This window comes from Bacteroidetes Order II. bacterium (assembly GCA_016788705.1).
Lineage (GTDB): Bacteria > Bacteroidota > Rhodothermia > Rhodothermales > UBA2364 > UBA2364.
This window is the reverse complement of sequence record JAEUSQ010000005.1, coordinates 22,501-41,366: the sequence shown is the minus strand read 5'-3', so window position 1 is coordinate 41,366 and position 18,866 is coordinate 22,501. Positions and strand designations below refer to the sequence as shown.

The 18,866-nt window shown below is 48.4% G+C and carries 15 protein-coding genes; 5 read left to right on the top strand and 10 right to left on the bottom strand.

From position 1 onward, the window contains the following. Nucleotides 1-259: 259 nt before the first annotated feature. From JNN12_00405 to JNN12_00395, 3 genes are read right to left on the bottom strand one after another with little or no spacing between them, the layout of a single operon-like run. Complete coding sequence (locus JNN12_00405; GenBank protein ID MBL7976769.1) at nucleotides 260-634, bottom strand: DUF1016 family protein; 375 nt, start codon at nucleotides 632-634, stop codon at nucleotides 260-262. Between the two features lie 6 nt (nucleotides 635-640). After that, nucleotides 641-874: a DUF1016 family protein gene (locus tag JNN12_00400; protein MBL7976768.1), complete on the bottom strand. Its 234-nt coding sequence runs from the start codon at nucleotides 872-874 to the stop codon at nucleotides 641-643. Nucleotides 875-889: 15 nt separating this feature from the next. After that, on the bottom strand, nucleotides 890-979 hold the full coding sequence (locus JNN12_00395) for a hypothetical protein (GenBank protein ID MBL7976767.1): 90 nt from the start codon (nucleotides 977-979) through the stop codon (nucleotides 890-892). A gap of 333 nt (nucleotides 980-1,312) precedes the next feature. Between JNN12_00395 and JNN12_00390 the strand changes: the two genes are divergently transcribed. Beyond that, on the top strand, nucleotides 1,313-1,912 hold the full coding sequence (locus tag JNN12_00390; GenBank protein ID MBL7976766.1) for a YdeI/OmpD-associated family protein: 600 nt from the start codon (nucleotides 1,313-1,315) through the stop codon (nucleotides 1,910-1,912). A 96-nt stretch (nucleotides 1,913-2,008) separates the two neighbouring features. After that, nucleotides 2,009-2,899, top strand: coding sequence for a glycerophosphodiester phosphodiesterase (locus JNN12_00385; protein MBL7976765.1), 891 nt, complete (start codon nucleotides 2,009-2,011; stop codon nucleotides 2,897-2,899). A gap of 6 nt (nucleotides 2,900-2,905) precedes the next feature. Here the strand turns inward: JNN12_00385 and JNN12_00380 are convergent, their stop codons facing one another. Both JNN12_00380 and JNN12_00375 read right to left on the bottom strand, forming a co-directional pair. Further along, nucleotides 2,906-3,352, bottom strand: coding sequence for a hypothetical protein (locus JNN12_00380; protein ID MBL7976764.1), 447 nt, complete (start codon nucleotides 3,350-3,352; stop codon nucleotides 2,906-2,908). 98 nt (nucleotides 3,353-3,450) lie between these two features. Continuing rightward, entirely contained in the window at nucleotides 3,451-4,299 is an 849-nt protein-coding gene (locus tag JNN12_00375) for a hypothetical protein (protein ID MBL7976763.1), read from the bottom strand. A gap of 142 nt (nucleotides 4,300-4,441) precedes the next feature. Between JNN12_00375 and JNN12_00370 the strand changes: the two genes are divergently transcribed. Beyond that, nucleotides 4,442-5,044 carry an isoprenylcysteine carboxylmethyltransferase family protein gene (locus JNN12_00370; GenBank protein ID MBL7976762.1) on the top strand — a complete coding sequence of 201 codons (603 nt, stop codon included), beginning with the start codon at nucleotides 4,442-4,444 and terminating at the stop codon, nucleotides 5,042-5,044. A gap of 74 nt (nucleotides 5,045-5,118) precedes the next feature. On the opposite strand, the gene JNN12_00365 is transcribed toward JNN12_00370, so the two are convergent. From JNN12_00365 to JNN12_00355, 3 genes are read right to left on the bottom strand one after another with little or no spacing between them, the layout of a single operon-like run. After that, on the bottom strand, nucleotides 5,119-6,522 hold the full coding sequence (locus JNN12_00365) for an undecaprenyl-phosphate glucose phosphotransferase (GenBank protein ID MBL7976761.1): 1,404 nt from the start codon (nucleotides 6,520-6,522) through the stop codon (nucleotides 5,119-5,121). 31 nt (nucleotides 6,523-6,553) lie between these two features. After that, nucleotides 6,554-8,587 (bottom strand): ABC-F family ATP-binding cassette domain-containing protein, encoded by a 2,034-nt coding sequence (locus tag JNN12_00360; protein ID MBL7976760.1) that lies wholly within the window; start codon nucleotides 8,585-8,587, stop codon nucleotides 6,554-6,556. Nucleotides 8,588-8,611: 24 nt separating this feature from the next. Then, nucleotides 8,612-9,292: an AIM24 family protein gene (locus JNN12_00355; protein MBL7976759.1), complete on the bottom strand. Its 681-nt coding sequence runs from the start codon at nucleotides 9,290-9,292 to the stop codon at nucleotides 8,612-8,614. Between the two features lie 225 nt (nucleotides 9,293-9,517). Between JNN12_00355 and JNN12_00350 the strand changes: the two genes are divergently transcribed. Continuing rightward, the gene (locus tag JNN12_00350; GenBank protein ID MBL7976758.1) at nucleotides 9,518-10,432 is read left to right on the top strand and encodes a peptidoglycan-binding protein; all 915 of its coding nucleotides are present in this window, start codon (nucleotides 9,518-9,520) and stop codon (nucleotides 10,430-10,432) included. A 96-nt stretch (nucleotides 10,433-10,528) separates the two neighbouring features. After that, complete coding sequence (locus JNN12_00345) at nucleotides 10,529-11,164, top strand: YceI family protein (GenBank protein MBL7976757.1); 636 nt, start codon at nucleotides 10,529-10,531, stop codon at nucleotides 11,162-11,164. Nucleotides 11,165-11,561: 397 nt separating this feature from the next. Here the strand turns inward: JNN12_00345 and JNN12_00340 are convergent, their stop codons facing one another. Continuing rightward, nucleotides 11,562-12,710 (bottom strand): glycerate kinase, encoded by a 1,149-nt coding sequence (locus JNN12_00340; GenBank protein MBL7976756.1) that lies wholly within the window; start codon nucleotides 12,708-12,710, stop codon nucleotides 11,562-11,564. Between the two features lie 255 nt (nucleotides 12,711-12,965). Next, nucleotides 12,966-18,701 (bottom strand): Ig-like domain-containing protein, encoded by a 5,736-nt coding sequence (locus JNN12_00335; protein MBL7976755.1) that lies wholly within the window; start codon nucleotides 18,699-18,701, stop codon nucleotides 12,966-12,968. Between the last annotated feature and the right edge of the window lie 165 nt (nucleotides 18,702-18,866).

Here is an 18,866-nt window from a genome sequence, read left to right as displayed (position 1 = left end):
CTAAAACGACCTTCCGATTTTAACAAAACCATCTGGCAACGCTGACGAAATGCGTGGCTCTTGCCATTTCGATAGCCATGTTCCAGTTCTGCACGCTGTTTTGCGCTTAAATTGATCTCTAATTTTCTACCCATGTTTTTTCAGGGGTATTAAAATAGTAGTCAATTATTTTGTTCCCAATACTTAGTTGTTCCATTTCGAGCCTTTGTTTTGATGAAATGGGGTCAGGCCAGCGTTTTTTGAGGAGAAAATAGTGGGTTTAGCCCCCCTCTGTATTTTTACCTAAAAAATCAGGTTTCAACTGCCATTTTTGCCATTCTCTTTTTACTTCGTCTATCAATTGTTCTGGTGAAGGCAAATGCAATTGGTATTTGGAGGCAAAAATCTGCGTGTTGTTTTCGGGCACAGTGTAGCGTACAACCGCATCGTTTTTATCGGCGCATAACAAAACGCCAATGGTCGGATTCTCAAAGGCTTGTTTGATGTCGCGGTCGTAGTAATTGACATACATCTGGATTTGCCCGATGTCGGTATAGGTGATTTTATCCATTTTTATATCAAAAAGGACAAAGCATGGCAAAACCCGATTGTAAAACACCAAGTCAATTTTAAATTCATCGCCTTCTATCGCCATGCGCTTTTACCGTGCAACAAAAGAAAAACCGTTGTCCAATTCTAATAAAAAATCTTGCAAATGGGTAATGCTGGCTGCCTCAATATCACTTTCGTCGTAAGCGGCCTGTGGTTTGAGTCCTAAAAACTCCCAAACGGTGGGGTCTTTGAGGATATGTTGCGGTTCTGTGGGCATCGCTTCGCCTTTGGCAATGGCTAAAACGCTTTCTTTGTCTTGGCTCATCAACAAGCGTTCGTACAACAGGCTGTGGATTTGTCACTCCAATTGCCATACTGCCCACGCATTTTTAAAGGCTTCGGCAATATAAAACTCGCGTTTGTCGGGGTCTTCAACCCGTACAAGCACACGATAATGTGTTGAACTCAATGAGTCAAGAATTGGAAACGTAAGATATAAGTCCCTCACTCGCTATAGATTATTGGCAGAAAACCCATCGCTATATTCTTTTGACAGGCTTGTCGTTTCCATAGGCCCCAAAAAATGCTAAAATACAACGTCCACAGGTGGGGAATGTAGGTAGGATATGATTAACTATCACTTGCTCCTATCCGAACAACAAGAGTAAACGGTCAAGTGGAATAGGTTAGTATAATTGTTTATCTTGGCTTTGCCAACACGTAGGGTCGTTCTTGATGTACATAACGGAGCAGATGTTCCTCTAAATAACCAAATTTCGCTATGGTAGAACAGCTAAACATGGTCTATTTTCCGCACCGAGAGGAGTGGCGTGCGTGGCTACAAGCCAATTTTGAGATTGAAAAAGAAATCTGGGTTGTATTTCCCAAAAAGAAGTCGGGGTTACCAGCCATTTCTTACAATGATGCTGTAGAGGAGGCGTTGTGTTTTGGCTGGATAGACAGTACCATCCGATCGCTTGATGAGGATCGAAAAATTCAGCGTTTTACGCCCAGAAGACCCCAAAGCACCTATTCTCAGCCCAATATCGAACGTTTGAAGTGGCTTTGGGAACAAGGGCTGATTCATTCAAAGATAACAGAAAAAGTGGCCGCTATTGTCCAAACACCGTTTGTATTTCCTAAAGACCTTATGGCAGTCCTTCAAAACGAACCTGAAGCATGGGAACATTTTGAACAGTTTTCAGAAGGATATAAAAGAATTCGACTTGCGTATATCGAAGATGCCAGAACCCGTCCAGAGGAGTACCAAAAAAGACTGAGTCACTTCCTGTCAAAAACGAAAGCAGGAAAACAAATTCCGGGATATGGCGGTATTGAAAAGTATTATGCCCGATCCTCCGAGGCTGTTTCACAAGAATGAATCGAAGAGGTTGAACATAAATACCGTACCTTATAAACACTCTCTTTGGGATTTTGTATTTTGTTACATCGCTTTGTGTGTATCGTTCCTCTAAAAATGCTCCGAAGACCTGCTGGCCTTTATGGGCTGACCATATTTTTACTTTGGTGTATGATGCCCCTCGTTCTGGCACAAGATTTTGACTGGCAAGGCCATCGCGGTGCGCGGGGTTTACTGCCAGAAAACACCCTGCCAGGCTTTTTAAAGGCGTTGGATTTGGGCGTAACGACCCTTGAAATGGATGTGGTAATCTCGGCGGATGGCCTCGCGGTGGTCTCGCACGAGCCTTGGATGAATCCACTTATTTGTACCCAGCCAGATGGATCGCCCATTCCTGAACAAGAGGCAAAACGTCATAATTTGCACCAGATGGACTACGCCCGCATTCGTCAATACGATTGTGGCGCAAAGGGACATCCGCGTTTTCCGGAGCAAATAGCGATACCCGCCCATAAACCCTTGCTCTTGGAAGTCCTCCGCGCAGCCGAAGCACATGCCCTCCAAACCGGACGCCCGCGCCCACAGTACAATATAGAAACCAAAATGGAACCCAACGGAGAGGGTATTTTTCAACCAGGCCCACAAACGGTTGCCGAGATTGTATATCAGACGATTACACAGGCTGGGGTGAAAGACCGCACCATCATTCAATCATTCGACTTCCGGACGTTACGGGTCTTACACCAAACAGATCCCAACCTCCGTTTGGCTATGCTCACTGCCAACGCTTGGGGATACCGGATCAACCGCTGGCGATTGGGTTTTAGGCCATATGCTTTTAGCCCATACCATCAAACCCTGCGGACTTGCAGTATTCGCAGTGCCCACCGAGACCATGTAATGGTGATCCCTTGGACGGTGAATGACCCTAAGCGGATGAAGAAATTAATTAAAAAGGGGGTAGATGGGATCATTACCGATTACCCCAATCGTATTCCGCCTCCATAAGCCCTTTTAGGGATCTTGTTTGGGAGGTTTTAACTGGTCGCGAATGGTCATGACTTCGGCCTTAGTGAAGTTGCCCGATATCTGTACCCTTCCTCCAGCAATCGCTTCTTGGACGATAGGCGCACTAATAACCCGGTTATCCACCACTATTGCCATTTTTTTTCCTGCCCAGTTTTGGGTGGCATGAAAAAAGGCCGCACGTCCTTCTGTATCGAGCACAATTTCCAACACCCAAAAGCCAAATTCTTTTTTGATTTTAATCTGTTTGATGTGTTTTTGTACCAAAACAGGGGTTGGTCGTAAAAACAACGTTCCTTCCGGACCCTCGTGGCTAAGGGTAGAATCAGACACCACATCGGCATAGTAAAACCCACTTTGGAGCGGTTGGGCAATGGTACGGCCAAAAAACAAGCCGCCTATCAACAAGCCGGCCAGAAGAGATCGTAATTTCATATCCAGTAAGTGTTGAGCCAGTCTTAAAAACATTGCATAGCCAAGGAACCATCCTTCTTGTAAAAGGCTCACGAGAAGTGCTTAGGCGTTAAACGTGCTCAGGATTCAAGTACCATCAAAACCTGTGAAAGGGTATGTGCCTGTGGGAACGCTTCCTGAAGTACCATACCTCCCCAGCCCAGCACAACAAGCAACAAGGTCAATATCCACCACGTTTTGCGAAATACGGTCCAAAGCCAATGTCCGGTTTCTTCCTCTCGGATACCACGTGCAAGGGCAGATGCGAGCACACCATCCACAAAAACTTCCGCGAGAATGCCAGGGGCCGCCCAGATAATATAAGAGAAAGCCGCCAAAATAGCGCCCACAATAAGAACAATAATGAGTAAGGCTGCACCGTCTTCCAAATCAATCCCACCGATTCCACTGCCACCAGCTTCTCCACTGCCACCTTTTCCGCTAAACCATCCGCTGCCAGTTGTTTTGGGCAAAGGCTCTACATATGCAAGTGCCTCCGGTTGAGAAATACCAGAACCACCCGAAGCCCAAGAACCACCAGCACCGCCCCCGCCAAAAGCACCTCCACCCGGCTTAAAGTCGCTGCCAGTGCTGCCACCAGAACCACCCAAACGCGGCAAATCCAAAGACCAATCTCCCGAAGAATCGCTTTTGGTTGCTTTTTCTTCTTGGATACCTGCTTTTCTACGCTGGTATTTAATCCATTGCCACACACAAAGTAAAAACCCCCCATAGGCCACCAGCATAGACAATGGGTAACGGTACCCCATGTGCATCAGTCCCAAGCCTCTATACAAGGTAAAAGAAGCCAGAAAACCAGACAAGGCCGTAACCAATACAATCCCGAACATCTGAAGACGGGGCAGATTCGGAGAAAGGCGTTTTTTAGCCTGCTCCACCAATCGTTCCCGCACAGTCTGAACACCCATGACTTTTTTTTCAAAAGCTACATCGTATATTGCAAAAAAACAACCATTTTTCAGAATTGATTTACTTGGCGCCAAACCTACCGGAAGACCCAATAATACAGAACCCCAATGACATACGGGGTTTCCCTCATCCAGAGTATCCATGAAAACAGTTCTCTATTACAGCCTATTCGCTTATCTGATCCTTGTGTTCGGATTAACCTTTTTCTTGCCCACATGGCGCGTATGGAAACAAACAGGCATTTTTCCCATCACCTTTGGCAAAAGCGACAATGCACATGATTTTGTGGGGAATATATTTAAGCTCCTGCTAATTCTGCTCTTAGGTATGGGCGCCCTTTATGCCTTCTTCCCACCTGCTGTGGACTACCTCCTGCCGGTTTGGTATATCCGGAAACCTATTATGCAGGTTCTTGGATTGTTCCTTTTGTTTGCCTCCCTCATTTGGATCGTTGTGGCCCAGCAACAAATGGCCTCCTCTTGGCGGATTGGGATTGACGAAAAAAACAACACCAATCTTGTGACAACGGGTGTTTTTGCCCATTCGCGAAATCCCATTTTTCTTGGTATGCTTTTTACCCTCCTCGGCTTATTCTTTGTCCTTCCAAATGCCCTTTCATTTGCGATCTTGTGTACCGGTTTTGTCACGATACACGTACAGGTTCGGCTGGAAGAAGCATGGCTACGTCATACACAAGGCCTCGCCTATGAAGAATACTGCCGCAAGACCCGGCGTTGGGTTTAAAAGACATAACGGCTTTTCCAGAAGGGCTTTTCAAAAATGGCCCTATGCCACAAATGCGGCTTTATAGGGCATATTTAATACGCATTTTCATCTTGAAACACCTTCCAAACCGTCATCAGCATGATTTTAATGTCTAACTTGAGCGACCAATTTTGGATATAGAATAAATCTGCCTCGATCCGTTTTTCAATGGACGTATTGCCCCGCCAGCCATTCACCTGCGCCCATCCGGTTAAACCAGCCTTCATTTTATGGCGTAGCATATAGCCTGGTACATATTGTTTGAACTGATCAATAAAAAAGGGACGTTCCGGACGCGGCCCCACCAGACTCATCTCGCCAATGAGGACATTCCAAAACTGGGGTAGCTCATCTAAAGACGTTTTTCGAATAAACGCACCAAATGGGGTTGCACGGCTTTCGCCAGACTTTGCCCAAACAGGCCCACTGCTTTGCTCCGCATTCACAGGCATCGAACGAAATTTAATCATTTTAAAGTGCTCTCCGTTCATCCCCATCCGATCTTGCCGATAAAAAATAGGGCCTCTGGAAGATATCTTGACGCCTATCGCAACCACCAGCAAAAGAGGAGAGAGCAAGAGCATAGCGGTGGCGGCACCTACTATGTCTATCAACCGCTTGATAAATCGTCGTATATCCAAGGGCGATTCATCTATCAAATGAATGATGGGCAATCCCCCCATGTCCGAAATACGATGATTTAGCAAATTGAACCGGAAAATATCCGGAACCAGATAGACATGTGCCAAGCGAGAAGACAGTTCAGATAATAGGGCTTCGATGCGGTCGGCTGCACGAAGCGGCAAGGTGATATAGACCTGATGAATCGGTTTACCTTGTTTTTCGGCCTCGTCCAAAAATGCACCAATACTCGCTGTTTTGCCCCGAATTTCCTCCCCTTCCACCTCGTCGTCTAAATACCCCACCAGTTGAAAACCCATCCAAGGGTATTGTTGCAATACCTCGGCTACTTCATGTCCCACTTTCCCCGCACCCACCACTAACACCCGACGCAGGTTTTTGGCGTGTTTTCGGCCCCCATGCACAATCCGATAAATCAGTACCCGCGAGAGCACCATCAGCCCCGAAGTGGTTACCCCGAATAAAACCATGTGAATCCGGGAAAACGAAAACTGCCGATATAGGAACATGGCCATAAAGGCAACCGCCATCCCCCAAAACACCGCACGACCCACACTGTACACCATGCTATAAAACCGCTCCACTTCTCGCGGTCGGTAAAGGCCAGAGGCGATAAAAACCAGACCCCAGACCCCCAGCAAGACAGGCAGATAATCTATATAACGCGACAAGGGACGCCATAGTGGTGGCGCCAAGTTGCCCCATGTAAGAACATCGAAACGCAGGTAATAGCTAAGTATCCAGCCTAAAGCAATTAAAAACAAGTCTAATAGAAACAACCCTTGTTGCAGGAGTTTACTTTGTTCTCTGAGCACATGCGTGGGGTTTTACGTCTTTGTGGTCATTTCAATGCTCCATCCGTTCCGATGCCTTTTCCCACCATTCATATAGGGTAGCCACTTTTTTCTGAGCCATTTGTTGGGCCTCGGTAATAGATTGGACGTTAGAAAGATCGTTATAGAGGCCTGGATCGGCCAGTTGTTCTGCCAATCGTTGTTCTTCTGCTTCGGCTTCGACGATATCGGCTTCAATTTTTTCGAGCAGACGAGACAAAAATGGCGCCTCTATTATGTCCCAGTTTAGCCGTGCATAATCGCCGTTAACCTCGCGCATCAGCTTGGAGAACGCATTCCGAGCTTCGGCCTCTGCCCGTTTTTGGTCTTTCCGGTTTATGGTGGGCTTGGCTACCTCAGCGGATTCGACAGTTGTAGTCCGTTGTGGGAGCGGCATGGCCTGCGCAGCTGTCTCTTGCTCCGAACGGACCTTCCAGAGATAATCGGCATAGGTACCAATGAACGTTCGCACATGCCCATCCGCGACGTACCATACCTGATTTACCAGTTGATCCAAAAAGTGGCGGTCATGCGAAACCACAACAAACGTACCTGTATATTGCCGGAGCGCTTCAATCAGTACGGTAATAGATTGAATGTCTAAATGGTTGGTGGGTTCGTCCAGAATAAGAAAATTGGCGGGTTTCAAAAGGGTGCGGGCCAAGGCCACCCGGCTCCGTTCGCCACCAGAAAGTACCGAAATGGGTTTATGGACATCATCGCCAGTAAAAAGAAAAGCGCCCAGTAACGACCGCAATTCGGTTTCTGTTTGCCCATTTGCCACTTCGTATAACGACTCTAAAATGGTACGTTTGGGGTTAAGGCTCTCGGCTTGGTGCTGGGCAAAATAGGTTAACTCCACTTTGTATCCCAATTCGCGGGTACCGTCAAAGTCCTCACTACCCAATAAAATACGGGCCAAGGTACTCTTTCCAGCGCCATTCTTACCAATGAGGGCAATTTTGTGCCCACGTTCAATGGTTAGTTCGGGAGCATTACGAAAAACAGAAACTTCCCCTCCTTCTGGATGTGGGTAAGATTTAGAAAAGGGCGATACTTTAAGCACCATTCGCCCCGAAGCCTCAGGAACCGGAAACCGGAAAGATACCGATGCCATTTCCTGATCGGGTGCCATAACTAAGTCTATTTTTTCTAACGCTTTAACACGGCTTTGCACCTGACGTGCCTTCGTCGCTTTGTAGCGAAATCGTTCGATAAATCGCTCTGTTTCCCGGATTTCCTTTTGTTGATTATCAAATGCCGCTTGCTGAAGTTGTCGCCGAACCACCCGTTCTTCTAAATAAAAAGAGTAATTCCCCGCATATTCCGTTACGCGCCCATAGGCCAACTCGGCGATGGTATCCGCCATACGGTCTAAAAAATAACGGTCGTGCGAGACCAAAATAACCGTGCCTTTATATGCCTTTAGATATCCTTCCAACCAGCCAATGGACTCGATGTCTAAGTGGTTTGTCGGTTCATCTAATAACAAGACATCCGGGCTCCGCAAAAGCATTTTGGCCAAGGCCACCCGCATCCGCCACCCACCAGAAAACGTAGCTAAGGGCCGATGCAGGTCAGGCTCCGTAAAGCCTAAACCATTTAAAACCTGTGCACACCGGACCGGAAGGTTATGTGCATCTGCAGCATCTAATTCCATTTGCAAGCGTTCTAAACGCTCCAACTTACGGAAATAGGCAGGATCGTTGTGGTCTGTAGTAGCCAGCAAGGCTTCATTGAGGGCTTCAATTTGCCGCTCGCGCTCAAAGACATGGGCAAACGCTTCTAAGGCCTCTCCCAAAACCGTCCGATTACCCGCCGCTTCTTGGACTTCCTGCTCCAAATACCCCAGTGTGAGTTGTCCAGACATAGAAATATCCCCCTCGTCTGGACGATATTCGCCCGTAATAACCCGCAACAAGGTACTTTTTCCTGCTCCATTTGGTCCTATTAATCCGATCCGCCGATTGGCTTTTATGAACCAATTCAGGTCTTTAAAGACTGTTTGCCCTCCAAAGGAGAGATGTATATGCTGTAGATGAATCATAATGTTTGAATAAGGGGCCGCAAATTATTCGCCGTGTGTACTTTGGACATTAAAGCGAGTGCTTTGCAAATAAACCACCCCCGGCCCCGTCAGAGAAATCAACCACAAACCTTCCCCTCCAATAATTTTATTGATAACCCCTTTTACCAATTCCAAGGTGTAGTGAATGGTTCCACTAAAGGCTGCAAGAGAGGCAATGTCCACCTTGATGGTCTCTTGGTCGTGCAAGAAACGTTCCACAACCGTTCCGCCGCCATGGATAAACCCAAGGCCCGCCCCCACTAATTTTTGCAGAATGAACCCTTCTTTACCAAATACGGCCGTTTTTAAGTCTTTGGCCAATTCAATATCCAACTTTACGTCGGTGGTTCCGCATAAATAAGACCCTTTTTGACAGATCACTGCCCCCCCGTGTTTGCGTAGATCCAACGGAATAATGCCGCCAGGGATAGGTGCAGCAAATGCAACAACTGCCACGCGGTCACTATGGTTATAGAACACGGGGTTGTAAATATTTTCGCCGGTTTTGCGAAGCACAAAACGCTGCCAAGGATTTAACTCGATGGGCGTATCCATCTCAATGACGTTGTCCATGTAAATCATGGCGCCAGACTCGGCCTTGATCGCACCACCCGGTGGCAGCATCACCTCTAAAATGTGTACGTCATCGCCACGAATGCGGTAACGAATCGGATAATCGGGCATTTTTTTAAGGTTAAGGCCAATAAATTAGCAATAATAATAGACTTTGTGCCTTAAATTTTATATAATTCACTCCAGAATACCGCCACCACACCCAATCCGTTCGGAAGTTTGTTCCGAATGATCAATTTTCAATCCGCATAAAGTGCTGAATAGGGGGAGCCAGCACCCATCTTGCGCATCTTTCTCATCTTTTCAACTTCCCAAACCTCAATCTAGGAGTAGGTTATGGCTTCTTTCGTTTTTACGGAATCGGATCTCCGCCGTTTATTTCAAATCAACCAATTTGATGTCCCTCAGAACGAGATGGTCTTGTTCGGCCTGCGAGGATGCCTCCCAATGGATGCTCGTGCAGAACAATTCTTGGATCGGCATTCCCTTACCATTACTGATGTAAATTACCTGAATCCACGTTGTACCATTGGGCAATGGATTCCGGCTCGGCGTGTGTTTGCTATCTTCCCCGGTAGTACCGTGCCCCATCGCAAATACATCCAAAAAGCACTTGCAAGGGGCGGTATGGGAGCAAACCGAATGTTCATTGGCTATTATAGCTATGTCAAGGGCAAGCACCGCCCAAGCCCATCGGGCACCCACGATGCATGGCGCCACCCTGACACCGAATTAAGGCCCATTTTACGTACTGGTGACGACCTCCAATACGAGATTACGGACAAAATTGAATTGGCAGTACCTTATGACAACCTCCACGCCGCTTGGAGTTCTGGAACAGGCGGAAGCTATAGCAGTGCTGGATGTCAGGTGGTCGTCGGCTTTCCCAATCCAAACAGAGGTCCTTGGAAAACCTTCAAAAACTACGGGTACTCTATCCCGCAAACTAAGTTTCGGTACGCCCTACTCGAAGGATTAAAAGCAGCGCAGGTGGCAACCAACCCTAATACCCCACTGACAGCGCGCGTTCTGTTTGGCTCTACCGGAGACCTGGTTCGGAAGCTTGAAGAAGCACTGGCTGCAAAAGGCTTGCATCCGTCCGGAGATAAAATCAATGGTATCATGGATGTAGAAACATGGAAAGCCATTCACAAATTCCAAGTACAAGTATTTGGAGAAGACGAGGCGGATGGGATCGTGGGACGGATGACTGCCGAAAGTTTGGGCATTACCGATTGGCCTCGCGTCTAAGCAGCCATAGCAAAGAAAAAAATATGTGTTGGAACACATATTTTCATAGGTCGTATAATGGGTTTTCATCCATGAACCAAAAACCTATTCCGAACCATGAAAAAAACAATTTTGGGTGTACTTGCCCTTGTAACCGTCTCGCTACTTGGACTGGGCTTTATGAAAGCGCCGCAAATGGCACCCCCACCCACTCCACCCAGCCCGGGAACCTATAACTTAGACAAATCTCATTCGCAGGTATTGTTTACTGTTACGCATATGGGAATCTCGACTGTTACTGGCACCTTCAAGCAAATGGACGGCAAAGTGGTCATCGGCAGCAAGGGGCTGAGCAGCCTTAGCACCGAGGCCACCATCCAAACAGCCAGTATTTCGACCCAAAATGACGGACGCGATAACCACTTGCGGAGTGACGACTTTTTTAATGCGGAAAAATTTCCGACCGCGACCTTTAAATCCAAAAGTATTAAAGTTACAGGCAATAATCTTACGATCGTGGGCGACCTCACTATCCGTGATGTAACCAAAACAGTAACGCTTAAGGGAAGATACTTGGGAACAGTTAACTCTAAACGAGGCGATCAGACCATTACGAAAATTGCCTTTGAAGCCAGTACCACCATCAAACGACTACAATATGGCCTAAAATGGAATAACCTGATGGAAGCTGGTGGTTTGGTCGTGAGTGATGATGTAAAAATTACATTGTCTATTCAGGCCAATAAGCAATAAAAAAACACCGAGAACGTTTAACCCACGTGAACGATGGTTGCCGAAAGGTGGCCATCGTTTTTTTGATAAAACTTTTCACTTCATTTCTTACATAAGTTATTTAAAAACAAACAGATAACTTAAAACAAACTAATTGATTGGACCATAACTTCCTACGAAGACGTTAGGTTATGTCTTTTTTTGTATTGCCCAAAACCCTATTTGTATTTCGTAACTACTTAGCACTCTCCTAAATTGGGTGTTTTTCGAACAAAGCAACCCCTGAGAAATCGATTGTGGTGCGCCAAATCTCTCAAATTGTAGCAAAAAAGATTTTGACGAACGTGACAGCATTAAAATCGAGGGGGTGCTAAATAGTTACTGTATTTCTATGATCGGAAGACGATGATGTGTACGATTATCGCCCATGTTTTGCGGCGGCAAAGAGTTGAATCAAGTGAGTGGTATGCTCGGTCAGTAGTTCCGCCGCTTCGTTAAGTGCTTCCTCCAGTGGCATAGGATGCGACAAGATAGAAGCCGCATACGTTAGACCGATGGCCTTCGTTTCTTCTGGCAAGAGGGCCAAGGTACCGCATAATGCAATTGCTGGAATACCGTGTTTTTGTGCTTCTTGTGCCAAGTGCCCTACCACCTTACCAGCAGAGGATTGGGCATCCAATTTTCCTTCGCCAGTTATAAGCAAATCTGCATGAGAAAGATGGTTTAGTATGCCGGATTGTTGCATGAGCAATGCTGTTCCAGACTGTAACCGCGCGCCACAAAAGACCTGCAACCCAAAACCAAGCCCTCCCGCAGCCCCACTTCCGGGTAGGAAAGCCGTTTCATCGCTTCCAAAACCAGACTGTACGAGCCTCTTTGCAAGGTTCTGTAACCCCTCATCAAGTTGTGCTACCGCTTCGGAGGATGCCCCTTTTTGTGGCGCATATTCTTGGGCGGCACCATTTTTTCCAAAAAGCGGATTAGAAACATCGCAGGTCACCACCATATCCAGTGTACGTAATGCGGGAGGTACATGCACTGCACTTACTTGGGCAATATGGCAGAGTGCCGCGCCAGAGGGTACGAGGAGGTTTCCAGATTTATCGCGGAATTCCCAGCCAAGGGCAACCGCAACCCCCATTCCTCCATCGCACGTGGCACTTCCGCCGATGCCCACCACCAGCCGTTTAGCCCCTGCTTCAAGGGCACGTCGGATCAGTACCCCCGTCCCGAAAGTGGAGGTATTCAATGGATTTTGTTCTTTGGGTGCAAGGAGCAACAAGCCCGAAGCCTGTGCCATCTCGATATAGGCTGTGCCGTCCGGTTCTGAAAGCCCATATGCGGCAACGATCTCACGCATCAACGGATCTGGCACTCGTACCTTTTTTTGTATTCCTTGCGTTTGTTTTAGCAATAAATCCAGCGTTCCTTCGCCGCCATCCGCCATAGGAAAGAGCAAGGTTTCGGCACCAGGAAGTGCCCTTTTGACCCCAACTTGAATGGCTTTTGCTGCTTCGGGTGCTGTAAGTGCCCCCTTAAATTTATCTGGAGCAATAATTACTTTCATGTCTAACCCCGCAAGATGAGGTGCTGTATTGGTGAGAAGGAAATGATTGTTCTATGTGATAATCCATGACGTACAACGATTGCCTCCTTAATATAGCATTGATATAGAAAGAGTGATTGGCGGACAATCAAGAACAGCCAAAAGCCCATCTTTAAAAAATAGGCTTCCCTTGGTCTTATTGATTTTATCAAACCAGTAATACAGCAGAAGCCCTTGCCAGCTACGACAAAGGGCTTCTGTATAAAATTGGGCGGGTTAATAAGCGACCGTAAGCCGAGTGGTGCGGGTACGTCCATTCACTTCGGGTTGGTACATGGCTTCTGCCGAGGCGGGCGGGTACATAAAAGTGCCGAGCGAAGTTGCACGCGCCGCATAGGAGTAGGTGTGCTCACCACCGCCCAAATAGTCGGCAAAGAGCAACACCCGGTCGTCACGAATTTCGGTATGGTTAAAGGAACCCCACCATCGGTCTTGCCCCGTGTTAGAAGTGGCCGCCGCCGAAGTCGTCACAAAAGCCGCATTCAGGGCTTCCAGTCCGGCGGGCAAGGCGTCATCTACAACCACATAATTTCGCGTGGTATTGGACTGGATGCGGAGGGTCACTTTTACCAACTCGCCTGGCTTCAGTCGGATGTTCCCGTTTGCATCTGGTGCGACGATACCCACAGGCTGCCCTCTATCATTTAGCCGCTCGATGGTTCGGTTGACAACCAAGCCATTCGAGGCCGCTGGAAGGGGTTGGGTGGTATAGGCCTCCATTAACAAGGAGTAGAACAAGCGCCCTGAGCCAGACTTATTCACCTGTACCGGAACTGTTTGGTTGCTGCCAAAGCCGCCCAATGCACGAGATTGCTCGGCCACATTTAGGGTACGACCGCTAAATGTTTGACGGATCAGCGACTGGCCTGCCAACTTAACCTCTGCCGAAAAGTTCGGGGATTCTTTCTCGAATGCTTTGAAGTACTTGGCCAATGCTTCCACCACAGCTACGTTGTCTTGCGTAGAAGCCCACCAACCTTGTTTGCGGTTTTGCATCAGATAACGGATCATTTTCTCGGCCACTTGCCGCGTACCATCGGATGGATCCATTTCAATTAGGGTAATGAGGCCGAGTGCCGTAGAACGGGTATTGCTGGCGAAAAGCCATCCCCAGGCATTATCAGTTGGTGCAGCGATATAGGCCGAAGCGGCTTCCATCCGAATGTTGCCACGTACTTTATTAAGCAAAGCCCATTTGTATTTATTCAGGCCACTATCTTGCGAGAGGTGAAGCGCACGAACGAGATGGTTCATCCCATCCGCCGAAAGCCCCGATTTTCCAGTATTGGCTTGCTCTGCTAAAGTGTAGAGTTCGCCAGAGAGCACCTTTCCATTACGCGCAAGGGCATAGAGCATCATGGCACGGGTGTCGGGCCAGATGGAAGCGGGGTAATATTCCGGTTTTCGGTCGCTGTTTCGGACGTACTCCGAGAGGGTCGTCGTTGCGCCATTTATCATGTCTGGTTGCACAGTATAACCCGCTTCTTGTGCTTCTTTCATGGCGAGAAGGGCATAAGCCGTTACATATGGATTGAGTTCTCGGTCTCCCGCCCAGAGCGAGAAGCCATCGCCCACCCAGTAATCGCGTAGGTTATTGACCCATTGGGTGGTAACCGTTTGGGCATCGTTTCCTTTGAGGGCTTTCAGGTCGAAAGCAGCTAAAACGTCTTTGCCCAGTAGGAGCGGACGAATGCGCGACGTGCGTTGTTCTAAACAACCATATGGATACTCGAAGAGGTATTGCGTTGCACCGTCCAATCCCACCAAAGCCGTACTAGAAAGACGGGTGCGTATGGTTCCAGAGCTAAAGGCCGCAGGTGTCTGGAAGGCTTCTTGTGCGGCTCCGTCGGTGGAGGCAAACGTTCCAAACGCTAACTTAACGGATGGCTGCTGGAGGCTGAGTTGGCTTTGAAAGGCATCTTTTTCATTGCCTAGCGAAGCACGGAAGGTCAGTTTTCCGTTTCCGGTTTGGGCGGTTTTCCATGCAAAACGCACCTCTTTGGTTTCTCCGTTTTTCAGATAGACCGATTGTGTGGAGGAGCCGGTGAGTTGTAAACCATTTTCGCCAAAGGCCGTTACGGTGGCATTTCCATCTTTTCCGGTGGTATTGGTTACCAGTACCCCAGCCTCGAACTGATCATTCAGGCGGGCAAAGCGAGGCAAAGCCGGAACCAATACCAATGGTTTGCTGACCACGACATCCTCCGACCCCATTCCAAATCGGTGGTTTTGGGTGAGGGCAACCGCCATAAGCCGGAAGGTAGTGAGGCTTTCGGGGAGTTTAAACTTAATGGTGGCCCGTCCGGAACCATCTGTACGGATTTTCGGATTCCAGTAGGCTTGTGGCCGAAAGTCGCGCCGTACATCGCCGCCATTTCCGCCGCCACCGCCCACATCTTCTTCTTTGTCGCCATAGTCGCGCTGGAGTAAGAGAATGCTACGGGTATCAGAAGTACGGACTTGTAAGTCGCGTGCACCATAAAACACATCAAACGGATCTGGTAATTTATAATCAAGCAAGTTCAATACGCCCGCATCTGCCGCCGAAAAAGCAATTTCACCCGATACACCGGATCCGTTGGCATCAGTCACTTTCAGGTTTACCGTTACTTCCTCGCCGGGCTTAAACGTTTTTGTGGTGGGCTGGACCTCCACCTTCAGGTGTCGAAGTCCGGGGTCCACATTTAATTGCACATAGCCAATTTTAAAACTCGGTGCGCCGACATCATTTCGGTTGGTTGGTGCGGCAGTTCGTCCGGAGAAGAGCATCACACTTACAAAGGCATTGGGAAGATGGTCTTCGTTCAGTGGGATTTCTATCATCGGAGCAGAGCCGGTGAGGGTTTCTACGCGGCTGGAGATAATGCCTTCGCGCTCTACGGTGATGAGTGCGGTACAGGTTTCGTAAGGCGAGGCAATCATCAGACGCGCGGTTTGTCCTGGAGCATAGGCTTTATGATCGGCCACCACTTCAATCCGGTTGTCATCTCGGCGTTCCCAACCCACGTATCCGGCCCCTCCTGTAGCATAGAAATAGGATTCAGACCGAATCAGGTTTCCACGCACATCCCTTCCAGTGGCACGCACCACGTAGAACCCGGCTTCGGGTACGTCCAAGTTCAGGCGTTTAGCCTTTCCGGCCTCGGTATTTACCTTTGCGGTTCCTTTGGTGTTTTCGCGCATATTGGTTCGCCAGCGCATCGCTCCATCCACCCCCACCTCGCGCACACTGTTGTATTCTTGTTTAATGAGTTGTACGTTCACTTCACCGGTCACGGGGAAGCCATTAGGGTCCACTGTAATGACATCCACCGCAAAGGCCGCACTTTTGCCTAATTCAAGGAAGGTGGTTTGTGGCTTCAGACCCACATAAAAAAGTCCAGGATGTACCACCACCCGCGATCCGCCCATACTTTCTTGACGCGCAGGATCGGTTACGGTGGCTTCTAAGGTAAGTTTTACGGGCGTGCCAAGGCCATTTCCTTTCAATGGAATGCGGAACTTGGCCATCCCGTCAGCCCCCAACGTGAGCGAAGAGTCCACCTGCGCCAAGGTTGTATAGAGGCGATTCATCGGATCGCTGTCATAATCCCCATCATAAAGGCCATAACGTGCCACACCAAACCGATAGTCTTCGTATCCGGGCGGTGTAAACTCGGTTGGTTCTTGATCTACACGGTATTTCACAGGCTGCCCCACCATTGCTGCGCCAAAAAGGTATCGTCCAGAAATGGTGGCATCATAAAAATCTCCTGCTATATAACCTTTTGCATTGGGGCGAGCGGTTACGGCAAACGTTGCGCGTCGGAAGGAATCAATCCGGAAGGTTCCGCGTCCTACGTCGTTCTGCTCGTATCCATAATAATTGGTCACGTTTGTGGTATCAGAAGCCAAAATGGCCCGCATGGAATATTCCCCTTGATCGGCTCCGGGAGAGGACACCCAATCAAAATCCAGTGAGCCAAAATCGGAAGGATTGTGTCGTTGGTCATAGACCAGATCGTTCTTCGGGCCATAAATCAAAACGCGGAGGGGTTCTTTAATCAACTGCCAATCTTTGTCTAACCGCTTCCGGAAAACCCCCTTCAGATGCACTTTTTCCCCAGCGCGATATAAGCCCCGGTCGGAGAAGATGGAGCCTGCAAAACTTTGTTTTTTAGCAGAATAGCCATAAGAAATGTCGAAACGATAAGGCTCAATTCCATCATCCATATTGCTTGCCGTAAAGGCCAGATCGCCGTCTTTCTCTACAATCGCGTACTGGATTGGTTCGTCATAGATTTCTTTTTGTTGGATGCCCAGACGTGCCCAGCCAGGACTTACCACCCGGCCTTGTGCATCGGTTGTACCATTCCATCGGGCATTGTTTTGTGCATCCCGAATGGTCACCTTAGCATTCGGCACGGGCTTGGCGGTTTGCAATTCCGTTACCATGATCAGATTTTGGTGTGGGCTAAACTTACCCGTAACCGCCATATTACTCACCTGCGCCAATGCTGTTGCTGTGCGCTCATCTTCGGGCTTAGGACCCGTTTTTACCTTCATGGCTACGGCCACCACGCCTTTTTTATTTGATAACACCGAGGACAAATCTAATGGCGTAGCCCCAATTTGGTTACGGGGTAAGTTGAGTTTAAACTCATTGGTGGCTTCGATCGACTTGGGCTTTTTCGTTTCATCCACATCATAATACCGCCATTCGTCATAAACGGGAATAAGGGGTACCACTTGGTCGGCGCGAATACGCTGCATCCCTATTTTCACGCTTTGCATATTAACACTACGAATGGGGATAAACGTCCGTTGGTTAGATTCAATTACCATCAGGCCACTCTTCATGTCGGCAAATGGGGTAAAGGCTTGGGTGCGGAAACGCACGTCGGCATTGCCCAACGTTTGCCCGTGGATGTCTGTCAATCCGCGCACCGTGGCCGTATAATTGGTTTCCGGCAACCATTGCATGGGTAAATTGTGGGACGTGGCCTCTGTATTGTCGCGGGCTTCGATACCCGCAGGCCAACGAACAGCCGGGCTGAAGGAGAGGGCTTTGCGTAATGCACCAAATTTTACGGGTGTAGAGAAGTTCATTGTTATACCCCGTGCCGGATCAAACACATTATCAGCTCCTTCTACGGCATAATAATTTTGCGAAACCCCCAAAACAGATAAATCGGGAAAGGTCGTAAACGAGATTGCATGATCAGCCTCCATGCCCAATCCCCCTTCTTTGCCACGTAAACCTTTCGACAAAATGAGTTGATAGGTACGGCCCTTGGAGAGCGTTTCGCTGGGGCGAATAACCAATGTGGAGTCTCCTTTTTTCTCCACTCGTGCCCCTACCGTGCCCCCGTCTTTCATCTTGAGGGAGACATAACCATTGGCGCTGCCTGCGGCCATTTCTTGATTAAACCGTACAAAGATGGTCGGTTTATTGTGCACCTGATCAGTCCCATCCGTAGGATCCGAGTACACAACACTGGGGCGGGGTGTCTCGAACGTCCATTCAAAATCTTCAGTCAACGACTCACCATTCAGCGCTTTAAGCCCCTTCCGAAGTACCACACGGTATGCAGTGGCATTCGGCAATGGTTTATCTGGTTGAAATACCAGGGTTTGGGTTCCTTCCCAACGCAGTTTCCCCGATATAGAAGGCGAGACTTGCAATTGAGTGGTCGGGACGTTTTCCGCCGAGGCGCCCAATGCCACCATTGGCTTGCTGAAGGAGACCGATATGGCCTGGATGCCCTCCATTTGTTGCATGGTGCCGTAAGGAACTGCTGCAAGCATGCTCAGCGGGCCATTTACCGAGGGGGTAAATTGCAGACGATTGCCTGCGTCGAGGGCTATATCTCTGGCCGATTTGAACCATCCGCCATTTACAATTTCCGTATCGTCTTTACAAGCAACGACAAAGAGTAGCGCTAACAGCGGGATCAGTTTAAGGTAACGCATTGCGATCCAAATTTGATGATGAGTAGCAAGTAAATAGGTTTTGCCAAGATACGCACGCAAAGTGGAATACAAACCAACCTGAACCACCCTCTCTGAAAAAATAATTGCTTGTCATAAAATGCGGGACTTATTTTAACTTCCCATCCAACGAGTGGACATTGCTAA

Bases quoted from the DNA above. Each gene is read 5' to 3' on its own strand.
- JNN12_00405 (MBL7976769.1), bottom strand. From the start codon at position 634: ATGGCGATAGAAGGCGATGAATTTAAAATTGACTTGGTGTTTTACAAT.
- JNN12_00390 (MBL7976766.1), top strand. From the start codon at position 1,313: ATGGTAGAACAGCTAAACATGGTCTATTTTCCGCACCGAGAGGAGTGG.
- JNN12_00385 (MBL7976765.1), top strand. From the start codon at position 2,009: ATGCTCCGAAGACCTGCTGGCCTTTATGGGCTGACCATATTTTTACTT.
- JNN12_00380 (MBL7976764.1), bottom strand. From the start codon at position 3,352: ATGAAATTACGATCTCTTCTGGCCGGCTTGTTGATAGGCGGCTTGTTT.
- JNN12_00375 (MBL7976763.1), bottom strand. From the start codon at position 4,299: ATGGGTGTTCAGACTGTGCGGGAACGATTGGTGGAGCAGGCTAAAAAA.
- JNN12_00370 (MBL7976762.1), top strand. From the start codon at position 4,442: ATGAAAACAGTTCTCTATTACAGCCTATTCGCTTATCTGATCCTTGTG.
- JNN12_00360 (MBL7976760.1), bottom strand. From the start codon at position 8,587: ATGATTCATCTACAGCATATACATCTCTCCTTTGGAGGGCAAACAGTC.
- JNN12_00355 (MBL7976759.1), bottom strand. From the start codon at position 9,292: ATGCCCGATTATCCGATTCGTTACCGCATTCGTGGCGATGACGTACAC.
- JNN12_00350 (MBL7976758.1), top strand. From the start codon at position 9,518: ATGGCTTCTTTCGTTTTTACGGAATCGGATCTCCGCCGTTTATTTCAA.
- JNN12_00345 (MBL7976757.1), top strand. From the start codon at position 10,529: ATGAAAAAAACAATTTTGGGTGTACTTGCCCTTGTAACCGTCTCGCTA.
- JNN12_00340 (MBL7976756.1), bottom strand. From the start codon at position 12,710: ATGAAAGTAATTATTGCTCCAGATAAATTTAAGGGGGCACTTACAGCA.
- JNN12_00335 (MBL7976755.1), bottom strand. From the start codon at position 18,701: ATGCGTTACCTTAAACTGATCCCGCTGTTAGCGCTACTCTTTGTCGTT.